Origin of the sequence: Legionella jamestowniensis, from assembly GCF_001467745.1 — a bacterium.
GTDB classification, from domain to species: domain Bacteria; phylum Pseudomonadota; class Gammaproteobacteria; order Legionellales; family Legionellaceae; genus Tatlockia; species Tatlockia jamestowniensis.
Genome location: NZ_LNYG01000013.1, coordinates 157,844 through 170,469, shown reverse-complemented (window position 1 = coordinate 170,469; position 12,626 = coordinate 157,844). Strand labels below are relative to the sequence as shown.

Sequence of the window (12,626 nt, the reverse complement as noted above, 5' to 3'; positions counted from 1 at the left end):
ATGACAAGACCCACTCGTGTGCAAATTGATGCCACAGCGCTTTTGCACAATTTAAATTTTATTAAACGTCGTGCCCCGCACTCAAAAATTATCGCGATGGTTAAAGCCAATGCTTATGGCTGCGGTTTATCGTCAGTGGCGCCGGTACTAGAAGGGCAAATTTATGCCTTCGGTGTTGCTTGTATTGAAGAGGCGATGGCTATCCGAGATTTAGGTATTCGCAGCGATTGTGTATTATTTCAGGGTATTTTCAGCCCGGAAGAGCTTGATGCGGTCGCTGCACATCATTTTCAGTGCGTCATTCATCAACCGCATCAATTACAGTGGTTATTAGAGAAGCCCCTCCCCAATAAAATTAAAGTCTGGGTTAAAGTCAACACCGGCATGCACCGGCTTGGTTTTTCTCCGCAAAACGTCCATGAGATTATTAGTACATTGCGTGCTTGTCCTTGGGTAGATGCTGAAATTGGCATAATGACCCATTTGGCTTGTGCAGACGAACCAGACAATCCAAGTAACCAAAATCAATTAAGGGTGTTTAAAGAACTTGATTTGCCTCAAGGAAATTTAATTAAAAGTATTAGTAACTCGGCAGCAATCCTTGCTTTACCGGAAACCCATGCGGATGTGGTGCGACCAGGCATTATGCTTTATGGTGTTTCTCCTTTTGCGCATCAGACGGGCCAGGAGTTAGGTTTAATGCCGGTGATGCGTTTTGTTTCTGCCATTAGTGCGATTCACCATTACCCGGCACAAGTTCGTATTGGTTACGGTGGTACCTGGCAAACCAATCGCCCTTCAGTGATAGGCGTGGTTGCGGTTGGTTATGGGGATGGTTATCCACGTCACATCGCACAAAATACCCCTGTTTGGATTAATGGTAGTCAAGTTCCAATCGTTGGAAGGGTTTCGATGGACATGTTGACTGTCGATTTAACGCATTGCCCCGAGGTAAAAATAGGGGATCCCGTTGAATTATGGGGGCAACATATTCCAGTAGAATCAATTGCTTTGTCTGCTGGAACGATTGCTTACGAGTTACTGTGTCAATTTTCACCCAGGGTACGGCAAGAGTAAACGATTTAAAATTAAACATATTGTGGATAATATCTAAACGTGATGCTAGAATACCAACCGATTTTACAACGATACTTATGGTGAATTCATGAAAAAAATAGCGTTAGTATCTCTGTCCCTTTCAATTTTTCTTGCCAGTTGTGCGCAAGTGACCAATGAAGGGGTAGGTACTGTCACAGGTGGTGTTGTAGGTGGATTGCTAGGCAGCCAGTTTGGCGGTGGTTCTGGTAAAGTTGCTGCAGCTGCTGGTGGCGCTTTATTGGGCGCTTTTCTGGGAGGAAATATTGGTCGTACCATGGATCGCCTCGATCGCTTGGAAATGCAAAAAGCATTGGAAACTGCCCCCACGGGACGTGCTGTTGTTTGGCGAAACCCTGATAACGGTAACCGTTATACCGTACAACCTACACGCACCTACTACACCAATAACCAACCCTGCCGTGAGTACATCACCAGAGCAATTATTGGTGGTAAATCACAGCAAATTTATGGAAAAGCATGCCGTCAAGCAGACGGTTCTTGGAAAGTTGTGAGCTAAACTACCTGTAAAGTTAAACGAGCTTGGTTGGCGCTGGTGCGCCAACCGGTTTTTTCCCAGTCAAAAAAATACCTTTTAGATAATACACTTGCCGTTTAATTTCTAAAATTTTCTTAATGTCTACGTTCCGTGCTTATCGCGGAATCCAGGTGCAAACTTGGGGTGTCGTATGACGTGCATAAGCATGGTAAATATGCCAAGTTGCTGATTTGACGAAAACCACTCCTTGTGGAATTATAAGAAAGCAATAAAAGCCTGTATATTTAATTGATTTTGAAAGGGAATTTTAAATCATGAAAACATTTATCAAAATTAGTACGTTTCTTTTTATTTTATGTTCCACCCAACTATGGGCGGATAATGAAGTTGAACAAGGTGTTGAAAATAATCAACCTGAAAATTCTTTGCTGGAATATTGGACTCCCGAACGATTAATGAATGCCAAGGAGATGCCTTATCCTGAGGCTGATCCAAATCAGCTTCAAGAGCTTGACAAAGATCCATTGAATTTGGAAGAGTCGCAGCAAGAGGATGGCGCTCCTCCTGAGGAAGACACGGAGCTTAATTTAATGCCCCTGATTCCTGAAAGTATGCTTAATTTGGAGCAAGAAGAGATTTCTCAATCCTTTTTTAATCGAGGAATTTCGGGTGCTAATTTTTCCAGTTCTCGTCTAGTGCCTATCACTGCAGATTTGGTTTATCCCTATAGAACTGTAGGGAGACTTTTTTTTACCGTTCCTGGCCAAGGAAATTTTACGTGCTCAGCTGCTGTGGTTAAACAACGACTTATTCTAACGGCTGGGCACTGTGTGCACTCAGGAACTAACGCTGGTTATTTTACGAATTTTTTATTCATTCCAGCTTATCGCAGTGGGAAGGCACCCCTCAGAAGTTGGTCCTGGAGTTATGTGTTGACCACTTCAGCTTGGGCAACAGGGCGAGGAATAGTTCCGAACGCTGCAGATTACGCCATGATTGAAGTTAAGGATCAAGTGATTAGCGGCACTACAAGACGCTTGGGCTCTGTTACAGGAATATTGGGATGGAAAACTAATGCTTTAAATTCTAACCATGTTCATTTATTGGGCTACCCTTGCAATCTGGATTCTTGTCAATTAATGCATCAGGTGACATCCCAAAGTTTTCGTGGGGTTACTCCTAATAATGTGGAGTATGGTTCTGACATGAGAGGCGGTTCGAGCGGTGGACCGTGGGTACAAAATTTTGGCATAGCTTCAAGCGGACAAACAGGAGGCCTCAATCCTGCACGTAATGCCATTGTTGGTGTGACCTCCTATGGGTATGTTGATTCACGCATTATGTTACAAGGCAGTTCAATCCTGGATAGTCGATTTGTTTCTCTGCTTAATACAATGTGTAAACGTCGATCTGGAAATTGTTAAACAGAAGCTGAAATCAAATCACTGTAATCATAATTGTAATAAGAAAGGTGTTGTAAGCGACTAGCGATTTGCAAAGCACCTTTCTTATCGCCATTTTCATAGCGTAGTTTTGCAAGATAGTTTAAGTAAATTTCTGCCTGCTCCGGTGCGATTGGATAGTGCAGTCCTTGTTCAAGTACCCGTTGTGCGTAAATTAAATCCTGTTGCTCGATTAAAAATTGACAAAACGTAAGACGAGCCAAACTATAATGAGGATTTTTAGCTATCGATTCGGCGAAAAAATTTTGTGCTTTTGCTGGATTATTTAATAAAATCGATTGCACCAAGGCCATTTGGAAATAGGGACGGGCATAATAAGGATTGTTTGCAAGTGCTTTATTAATTTCGTTTTGAGTTTTCCTGGTAAATGTCTGTTTTTCATCCCGTGTTTTTGCGCTATTAGCAAATTGCAAATATAAATCAGCTCTATGGCTATGGAGAGCCGCCACATCCAACCATTGCAAGGCTTGTTTAGTATGAGGTAGTGCAGCTTGGTAATGATGTTGTTTCGTGGCGATATCAGCTTTTGTAGTGTGATAATCAAACATCAATAGCCGCAACGCATTGCTACTAATAAATAACCCCAAAAGTAAGCCAAGCAGGATTAAAAGACGTTGTTGCAGAATTGATAATCGTATAGGCCAACTCGGTATAGCACCTGCTTCCTTCAGGCCATTATGCAAATAACCAAGATAGCAGCCCAGCAGCAGATTCATTGGTAACACATAAAAATTAAAGTCTACAACACTATGAAAGACGAAACTCATCAATGCAGCGAAACAAGCGACTAACGGGACGTGCTCCCCTTTGAAATGTTGTTGTAGGTATCGCCACAAAGACAAACTAATAATCACCATAATACTCAGTAAAATCATACCGCCAGGAATGCCCGTTTCAATGAGTAGTTGTAAAAAATCATTGTGCGCATATTCGAGAACTGAACCATCGCCGGGCAAACTATAAGCCTGGTAATAATGCTTGAAGTTAAAAATTCCAAGCCCATACCAGGGTGTGTTTTGCCATAAATGCCAGGCTCCTTGCCACATAATAAGACGGGATTTTTCTCGCTGTAGTAATAACAGGCGATGTGCAATAGCAGGTTGTGCAATCAGCAGGAATAAACTAAAAGCAAGGAATAAAAGAGTGAGGAACAGGAAGAGGCGTTTTTTTGAGATAACGTGTCCAAGCACTATTAATTCAACAGCCAAACCACAAGAAAAACTTATCATGACACCACGACTTAAAGCAGAAAACATCGCTAATGCCAATATAACAATACTTATTCCTATCAAGGCTAAGTACACAGAATTTGCGACCTTAAGCGGCCTAAGCGTGGGTTTTAAAAATTCACCAGTGAGAATTAAAAGGGTCATCATCAAAAAAGCAGCCGTGGTATTTTTACTGGCAAAAAATCCACAGGGCATTTGGTGTAATATAAAAAATTGAAAGAGGGCATAGAGTGCGCAAATTAAGCTTAGTAGCCATACTATTTGAAAGAGACCTGACCATAATCGCTTGGTTGAATTACTAGTTTCAAGAATAAAAAAAGTGACAATCCATGGGCTACACTGAAAAAAACCAAATAAGCTGGTATTAGCAACCCATCCGAAATAGTAAGGAAGATATACCCATATCAACCAAAGGATTAATAGTAAACTTAATGGGGTGAAGGTTATGGAAATTTGTTTTTGCAGGCGAAAAAAATAAATTGGACTTAAGAGTAAGAAAACACCATAACTTATTAATAAAACGGATCGGTCCGTAACCCCTTGAAAAATGAGAGCGGCTAATAAGAGTAAACCAAGTATGCTTTGCTGCCATAACAAGCTGGCTTTGGTTACATCTAAAAAACGCAAAAGCATACTCTATCTTCTATCAGGCATTTGAAACCCATTTTCCTTGGAGAAAAGGACCATTCAAGGAAAGTTCGTGGTTAGTTGGACTAGATGCCTCATTGATTCGCTCTCCAGGAGCTAACAAAAACATCTCAAAATAGTGCTGGAACATCCAACCCGCCAAGAGACTAAATTGCCCCAAACTACCATTAAATTGATAACTCGCCCCTAATTTGGTTTCAAGCTCTGGAACTAACGTCGTTTGACTGATATAGCGAACAAAAGGAGTAATTCTCGGACCGCTTAAATTAGTACCTGCCAATGTTGTTTTTGCTTCACCGACCAAAAGTGCCATAGCACCTTTAGCAAATACAGAAAATCCGTGAGAAAGCTGATGGGAAAGCTCCCCTCCTAAACGAGGACCTAAACCATTATACTTGGCGTCTACTGAGCTAACTTGAGACAAGTAAGGGGTTCCATCAGTGATTTGCTCAAATCTCTGGCCATTTCTATCAATAGTAGCATTTGCATATTGCAGGCCCGCATGAACCCGTGAGCTAGTTTTGCTTCCTAAATGGGCATTCTGCGCAAATTCAAAATTAACAACATCCAGTTTAGTTTCAAAGTTTAAATGGGTAGTTAATGATATAGGGATGGGTGCTTCAGGAAAATAAGCATTTACGACCTCACCATAGCTATCATTAAAATGCAACCAATTCAAATTAATATCATTTCCTGTGTTAAAGTGATAACTCCCTTCCAGAATAAACCCCCAGTCCCAGGGAGATTCTATGCTGTGATAATGAGTTCCATTCGCTATAGTTATAGTCCCGCTACGTAAGTAAGGATTTAATAATGAAGATGTGGGTTTTAAATAGAGTGCGCTTATGCCGACATCCCAGGCCCGACTGTCACAGGGAACCGTTACCCCCTCTGTTTGACAACCCATCGTGCCGCTGTGACTTGTGCTTGCTACTACTAATAATCCGCAAAATAAATAGGGTTTGAACATCCTGTTTCCTTATTTTAAATAGCTTCTGATAATCCTAAATAAATCCTCTTTAAAAGCAAGAAAAATATGATTTCGGATGACAATTTTCCGTTAGTAGAGGAATTTTCTAAGGAATAAAAGTTATTGTGCTATATTTGATCAATATAGAATTTAATTGCTATTCTTGACTACATGAGTCTGGAAATTTTCGAGGGAGTGAGTCATGACGCACCCAATTTTTTCTGCTTTACCCCAACCAAGGCGCCCCATTGTTTTTATTAACCCGGATGTTACCGTGAATGAATGCGTTAGGATTATGATCAATAAAGACATTGGGGCATTAGTTGTAAGAGACGATCAAAATATTGTAGGACTAGTGAGTGAACGCGATATTATTCGCTCGTGTTTGAATCAATGTCTGGATCCTAATACTACAACTGCTAAACAAGTTGCGTACTCCAATGTAAGTACCTTGGATTTATTTGATCCGATTGAAAGGGCAATGGAAGTGATTACGCAAACTAAACGGCGCCATGTGCTAATTACGGAACAAGGCGAATTGGTTGCTATCTTATCTATAGGTGATTTATTATTTCATTTACTTGAAGATAAAACACGTGTGATCGAACAACTGGAAAATTATATTCATACGTACTAGGGTATCGAATGGTTTAAATGAAAACCCTATTTCCGATGTCCCGGCTTGTCCGCGGGATCCAAGATGCTGTGCGCTAAAACACTGGACCCCGCGGACAAGCCGCTGAATCTTATACACATCTCTGATAACGCAGTCCCACTCTACTTTCCGACGTCCCGCGGCTTTGTCCGCTGGATCCAGAAGCACTGCGCTAAATCACTGGACCCCGCGGACAAAGCCGCGGGGCGTCGGCAAAGAAGTGAGCAAAAGACAGCGGCTTGTCCGCAGGACGCCGGAAAGTAGAGTGGGACTGCGTTTTCAAAGATGTGTATACAATTAAATCATTATGCGCTCTAGATTCATTAGCTCCTCTAGGGTCCTCATGTACAAATGACAGAAAAGCGCTGTATAGTAAAATGTGATTAGTTCCACATATTACAAGGACATGAGATGAAGTTGCTGTTTAAGATTTTTCTAGGTGGTTGTCTGTGTATTTCCCTGCTATGGGCAAGCGCAAAACCACCTGAGTGGTTTACACAGGAAAAAAATCGGGAAATTACCTTGCAAGTTAGCTTGTTTTTATCATCAACTTGTCCTCATTGCCACAAAGCAGATGAATTTTTTCAGCGTCTTGAAACAACTACTCCCTGGCTTAACATTAAGCGCTACACAATCAATAAGGACAAAGCGGCCCTTGAAACATTTAGCCAATTTCTACAACAGCAAAAATCAACAGATTTTAGCGTCCCTGCTATCTTTTTTTGCGACTCACACTGGATAGGTTTTGCCGATGCTGAATCAACTGGGAAAGAATTACTCCGTGGTTTAACCTACTGCCATGAGCAAATCATTAAAACAGGTCAACTAAACAGCAAAACTACTGCAGTACTACAACAATGGGCGAATGCAAATTGGTACGGCAACGTGCTTATTGCTAAACCGTCTGTTGCCTCCGTTATCTTAATGACGGCTATTTATGATGCCCTTAACCCATGTTCACTATTTGTTATTCTTAGCTTGATTGCATTTTTATGGATAGCCCCGACACGTCAGTTACGATTGGCAGTTGGGTTTTTATTTATTCTTACCATTGGTGTTACGCATTACCTACAACAAGCTTTCAATGCATTCTTTTTTCAATGGAACTATGTTTTACGCATTCCTGTCCTGTTTATTGGATTGGCACTTCTGGCTTATACCTTGGGTTATTTTAAAACGTTGGATGGAAAAAAATCCTATATATTGATTGGATTGGCCATCTTAAGTGCTTTGGGTATTCAGGCCTATATGCAAACTTGCACACCTAATTTTGCGGTTGTGTTTGAACAATGGCTACAAACAAAACAATTTTACACGACTCAAACAATCGTTTTTCTGATTATTTATCAATGCATTTATATAATGCCTTTATTATTGTTAATGTTATTGGCGATTTGGCTAAGCAAAGCAGCCCGCTTTACGTCATACCAGATTATTTTTAAAAAATTTGCCCATATTTTTCTGATAATGACGGCATTACTGTTTATGATTTATCCTGCAGCCTTTGCACAACTTGCCTTCTCTTTTCTGCTTTTTGTTGTCACCATATTCATGGCCATTTTACTAAGAAAAAAAGCGCTACCATTACTATAGGGGATTCATCAAGGATACAGCATGGTAGAAGATGACGACAGACCTTCTTTTTTCCCTATTCCTTATGAAGTGGAAGAGGGTAAAACCTATTATTGGTGTGGCTGTGGTAAAAGTAAAAATCAGCCGCTTTGCGACAGGCAAGATTGCGGTAACCAATGTATGCCATATAAGGCTATACTTACAGAGACAGTCTATTTTTGTGGCTGTAAAGAAACGAAGGATCCACCGCTATGTGACGGATCACATGCCAAAGTGATGCTTGAGTTTCTTAAAAAAAGGAAAAAATAAGCATAATGATTTAAAAGGAATTTTAATAATGGAACAACAATTAAAGCAAAAAATTGTTAATACGATTAGTCATTATGAGGAACAATGTAACAAACTTCAGGGTGAAGTAAACCTGCTCCGCAAAGCGATTGATAAGCTAACCACTTTACCAAGTGGTATCCACATTGATTTAGACAAACATGTTCTGGATTTAAAAGATGCCCTTAAAAAAAATAAGGATCCCGTCTCTATTCAGCACCGCGTCGCATCCCTCGTCGACGTCATGTCACACCTTCAACAAAAAAGGCAAGAGAATAAGATTATTATTACTGATTTTATTAAACAGGGTGCAGATCTTCTCGGTCAGATGCTTATTGAGTTAAAGGATAAACATGCTTTTGAACGCATGGAACAGCTGTTAAAAACTGATACAGATGAAAGAAAATTGATTAGGGAATTTAATCAATTATTAAAAGAATGCGTCAATACTGTGGCGCAACAGATTGAATTTTGTGAACAACATCATTCTCTAGAGCTTGGACTTCCTAAAATCAACACACAAATTAACTCACAATTCTTGCAAATCATGGAACATCTTCCTATTCCTGATGATCTTCTCAAACAACAAGAAGCAATTAAAACGACGTTGAATGAAGATCTGACGGAAGAAAAACTGCTTAAGGTCGCTGAAAATTTAACCGAACTCGTAGTGAAATCGTTTAATTTTGAACAAAATCGTTTCAAAGGTATTTTATACGAGTTATCGGCTCACTTGCGGGATTTTGGTAAATATCTACAATTATCAATAGAAGATAATACTTTGACTAGGGAAAGTACAGAGCAATTGGAAACAGACGTCCGATCAAGTATCCAAGATATAAAAAATCATATCGATAATTCGCAATCGTTTGAAGAGTTATCTAAAAAGATTGAAACAAGTTTAGCTGCTATAGGCTCTCATATTAAAACATTTAAAGAATATCAAGAGGGTCGGTTAGCTGACTACGAAAATAAGATGTTGGTTTTACAGGATAAGCTCATGGAAACAGAACGTGGTGCAAAGGAAATAAAAAATATGCTGTCCTTCGAAAGGCTAAAGAATAACCAGGACAGTTTAACTGGTTTACCAAACAGGGCTTCTTACGAAGAGCACATGCTGGATGCCTATCATCGCTGGCAAAGAGGATTTGGTGATTTATCCATTGCTATTGCCGATATCGACAATTTTAAACATATTAACGATACCTATGGCCATTTGGCAGGCGATAAAGTCTTAAAGAAAATTGCAGCTCTTTTTAAGTCTTCCATTCGAGCCATGGATTTTATTGGACGCTATGGTGGGGAAGAGTTTATTTTTATTTTTGAACGAACCCATTTAAATAATGCGGCCAAAGTGGCAGAGGAATTGCGAAGTTTGATTGAAGAGTATGATTTTTATTACCGTGAAAAACGTGTATGTGTGACAGTTTCTTTTGGCTTAACCAATTTCCAGCATGGCGATGATCTGGAAACCCTCTTCACGCGTGCCGATGAAGCGATGTATGAAGCCAAGCATCAAGGTAAAAATCGTGTGGTAGCACTTTAATCTGCCCAAGAATACTTCACGAAGCACTTGATCTACCCTTTCTGATTTGGGATCATCAGAGCATTCAAATTGGTGGGTGTTAGTATGAGCAAATTAAAAAATATCCCTGTGGTGGTTGAAAGTGGGCAAAAATACCGCACCCAACAAGGGGTTGTTGCCATCAAAGATGGCGTTAAATCAATCGAAAATACTTCCGAACGATTACCTAAACCAAAATGGTTACGTATTGTTAATCATACTACCCCTGCCTATCATCAAGTGAAAGAACAAGTCGTAAAGCATAAACTGGCTACGGTATGCGAAGAAGCAAAATGCCCTAATATTGGCGAGTGTTGGTCTCATGGTACGGCGACTATTATGCTGATGGGGGCAGTGTGTACCAGAGCTTGCCGCTTTTGTGCCGTAGATACAGGTAATCCCCACGGCTGGCTTGATGTAAATGAGCCTGCCAATACAGCCAATACGGTTGCTTTAATGAATCTCGATTATGTCGTTTTAACGTCTGTGAATCGTGATGATTTGCTGGATGGTGGTGCTAGGCATTATGCAGATACCATTCGCGCCATCAAGGCTCGATGTCCTCAAACGAAGGTTGAAGCATTAACCCCTGACTTTCAGGGTATAGAACAAAGTCTCATGACCTTATTGGATAGTGGCGTTGATGTTTTCGCACAAAATGTAGAGACGGTAGAACGTCTAACACATCCCGTACGCGATAATCGTGCAGGCTATTGGCAAACCCTGGAAGTGCTCGCTTTTGCTAAACGCTATCGACCTCATGTCCTTACCAAAACAAGTTTAATGCTTGGTTTGGGGGAAACGGATGAAGAAATTATCCATACCATGGATGAATTACGTGCCCAACACGTCGATATTTTAACCCTCGGTCAATATTTACAACCCACGAAAAACCACTTGCCGGTTGCGCGTTATGTAACACCGGAGAAATTTCTGGAATTTCGGGAAATTGGCTTACAAAAAGGATTTTTTGAAGTCGCTTCAGGTCCTTTGGTACGCTCAAGCTATCGGGCAGATAGAGTCTTTAAGCGGGATAATTTGGGACTATAAGCTTGACTGCCTCTTAATCACCGTTTTAGAATGTCTAATTTCTACTCTACTGACTTTATGTCAAATCAGAGAATAGAGCTTAACCGACAAAAGCAGGAAGGAAAAAAAATTGTCAGTACCTCTTATACCGACTATTCTGTGCGGTGGAGCAGGATCACGCTTGTGGCCAGTCTCTCGCGAATTGCATCCCAAACCCTTCATTCGTCTTGCTGACGGCCAAAGTTTGTTACAAAAAACGTTTCTGCGTGCCATAGGGCTTGCAGAGGTTCAAGAAGTGTTGACTGTCACAAATCGTGATTTATTTTTTAAAACAGAGGATGAATTTCGCGAAGTCTATGAAGACAGAATAAACTTATCTTTTATTCTTGAGCCTTTTGGCCGTAATACGGCAGCAGCAGTAGCCGCAGCAACACTTCGTGTTGCTGAGCTCTATGGTGAAGATGCTTTAGTGTTAGTACTTCCTGCTGATCATTTGATTGCAGCGCAACAGGCATTTGTTGATGCAGTAACAAAAGCAAAAGAATTGGCTTTAGCAGGTAATATCGTTACTTTTGGCATTGAACCGCAAACCCCTGAAACGGGTTATGGTTATATTGAAGCCGATGGTAACACTGTTGTGCGTTTTATTGAAAAACCTTCGTTAGAGAAGGCAAAGCACTATTTGGAAAGCGGAAATTTTTTGTGGAATTCAGGCATGTTTTGCTTCACTGCCGGCATCATGTTGAATGAAATGGAACGCTATTGCCCAGAAGTGTTGTTAGCAACTAAAAATTGTATGGAATCATCACGCATCGCCACTGGAAAAGGTTTTTCCCAGCTCGAACTTGAAACACAATCTTTTAATCAAGTCCCTGAAATTTCACTGGATTATGCTGTCATCGAGAAATCAGACAAAATTGCTGTGGTGCCTTGTAATATAGGCTGGAGCGACATTGGTTCCTGGAGTGCTTTAGGGGAGTTGTCTACGCCAGATAAAATGGGAAATCGTATTGAAGGGGAAGCCCTTTTGCATGATGTTTCTAATTGCTACATACGCAGCCATGAACGATTGGTTGGCGCAATAGGTGTTGATGATCTTTTCATTATTGATACCCCTGATGCTTTGTTAGTAGCTGATAAAACACGTGCCCAAGATGTAAAAACTCTCTATACCCAACTAAAAGCACAGGGCCATGAAACACATAAAGTTCATCGCACAGTGCACCGTCCGTGGGGCTCTTACACCGTATTGGAAGAAGGGCCCCGGTTTAAAATCAAACGCATAGAAGTACGTCCCAATGCAAGCCTGAGCTTACAAATGCATTATCACCGCAGTGAGCATTGGATTGTGGTGAGTGGTATGGCCAAGGTGATTAATGGTGAGCAGGAAATATATATAAACACCAATGAGTCTACCTATATTCCAGCAGGCCATAAACATCGTTTGGAAAATCCTGGTGTCATTCCATTGGTGATGATTGAGGTGCAAAGCGGTGAATACATGGGCGAAGATGATATTGTGCGCTTTGAAGACAAGTATGGACGCAATTAGTTACCTTCTGCGTCTGATAAAAT

At 40.7% G+C, this 12,626-nt stretch carries 11 protein-coding genes; 9 read left to right on the top strand and 2 right to left on the bottom strand.

Annotated elements, in window-relative coordinates:
• The 3 genes from alr to Ljam_RS05185 all read left to right on the top strand — a co-directional run bounded on the left by alr (window position 1) and on the right by Ljam_RS05185 (window position 3,018).
• The gene (alr, locus tag Ljam_RS05195) at window positions 1–1,077 is read left to right on the top strand and encodes an alanine racemase (protein ID WP_058449068.1); all 1,077 of its coding nucleotides are present in this window, start codon (window positions 1–3) and stop codon (window positions 1,075–1,077) included.
• Between the two features lie 88 nt (window positions 1,078–1,165).
• A complete protein-coding gene (locus Ljam_RS05190) occupies window positions 1,166–1,615 on the top strand; it encodes an RT0821/Lpp0805 family surface protein (RefSeq protein WP_058449067.1) in 450 nt (149 codons plus the stop codon).
• Between the two features lie 293 nt (window positions 1,616–1,908).
• Window positions 1,909–3,018: a trypsin-like serine peptidase gene (locus tag Ljam_RS05185; protein WP_058449066.1), complete on the top strand. Its 1,110-nt coding sequence runs from the start codon at window positions 1,909–1,911 to the stop codon at window positions 3,016–3,018.
• Here the strand turns inward: Ljam_RS05185 and Ljam_RS05180 are convergent.
• Together Ljam_RS05180 and Ljam_RS05175 are read right to left on the bottom strand one after the other, a co-directional pair.
• A complete protein-coding gene (locus tag Ljam_RS05180) occupies window positions 3,015–4,919 on the bottom strand; it encodes an O-antigen ligase family protein (RefSeq protein ID WP_058449065.1) in 1,905 nt (634 codons plus the stop codon). The two genes, Ljam_RS05185 and Ljam_RS05180, sit on opposite strands and share 4 nt — an antisense overlap.
• Before the next feature lie 13 nt (window positions 4,920–4,932).
• On the bottom strand, window positions 4,933–5,904 hold the full coding sequence (locus tag Ljam_RS05175; protein ID WP_058449064.1) for an Lpg1974 family pore-forming outer membrane protein: 972 nt from the start codon (window positions 5,902–5,904) through the stop codon (window positions 4,933–4,935).
• Window positions 5,905–6,106: 202 nt separating this feature from the next.
• Here Ljam_RS05175 and Ljam_RS05170 point away from each other — a divergent pair, with 202 nt between their 5' ends.
• The 6 genes from Ljam_RS05170 (at window position 6,107) to Ljam_RS05140 (ending at window position 12,603) form a co-directional block, all read left to right on the top strand.
• Window positions 6,107–6,541, top strand: a complete 435-nt coding sequence (locus Ljam_RS05170; RefSeq protein ID WP_058449063.1) for a CBS domain-containing protein — start codon at window positions 6,107–6,109, stop codon at window positions 6,539–6,541.
• Between the two features lie 429 nt (window positions 6,542–6,970).
• Window positions 6,971–8,152: a glutaredoxin family protein gene (locus tag Ljam_RS05160; protein WP_058449061.1), complete on the top strand. Its 1,182-nt coding sequence runs from the start codon at window positions 6,971–6,973 to the stop codon at window positions 8,150–8,152.
• A 21-nt stretch (window positions 8,153–8,173) separates the two neighbouring features.
• A complete protein-coding gene (locus tag Ljam_RS05155; RefSeq protein ID WP_058449060.1) occupies window positions 8,174–8,440 on the top strand; it encodes a CDGSH iron-sulfur domain-containing protein in 267 nt (88 codons plus the stop codon).
• A gap of 28 nt (window positions 8,441–8,468) precedes the next feature.
• Window positions 8,469–10,004 (top strand): GGDEF domain-containing protein, encoded by a 1,536-nt coding sequence (locus tag Ljam_RS05150; RefSeq protein WP_131762411.1) that lies wholly within the window; start codon window positions 8,469–8,471, stop codon window positions 10,002–10,004.
• An 84-nt stretch (window positions 10,005–10,088) separates the two neighbouring features.
• On the top strand, window positions 10,089–11,072 hold the full coding sequence (gene lipA, locus Ljam_RS05145; RefSeq protein ID WP_058449058.1) for a lipoyl synthase: 984 nt from the start codon (window positions 10,089–10,091) through the stop codon (window positions 11,070–11,072).
• Between the two features lie 109 nt (window positions 11,073–11,181).
• Window positions 11,182–12,603 (top strand): mannose-1-phosphate guanylyltransferase/mannose-6-phosphate isomerase, encoded by a 1,422-nt coding sequence (locus Ljam_RS05140; protein ID WP_058449057.1) that lies wholly within the window; start codon window positions 11,182–11,184, stop codon window positions 12,601–12,603.
• The last annotated feature ends 23 nt before the right edge of the window (window positions 12,604–12,626 follow it).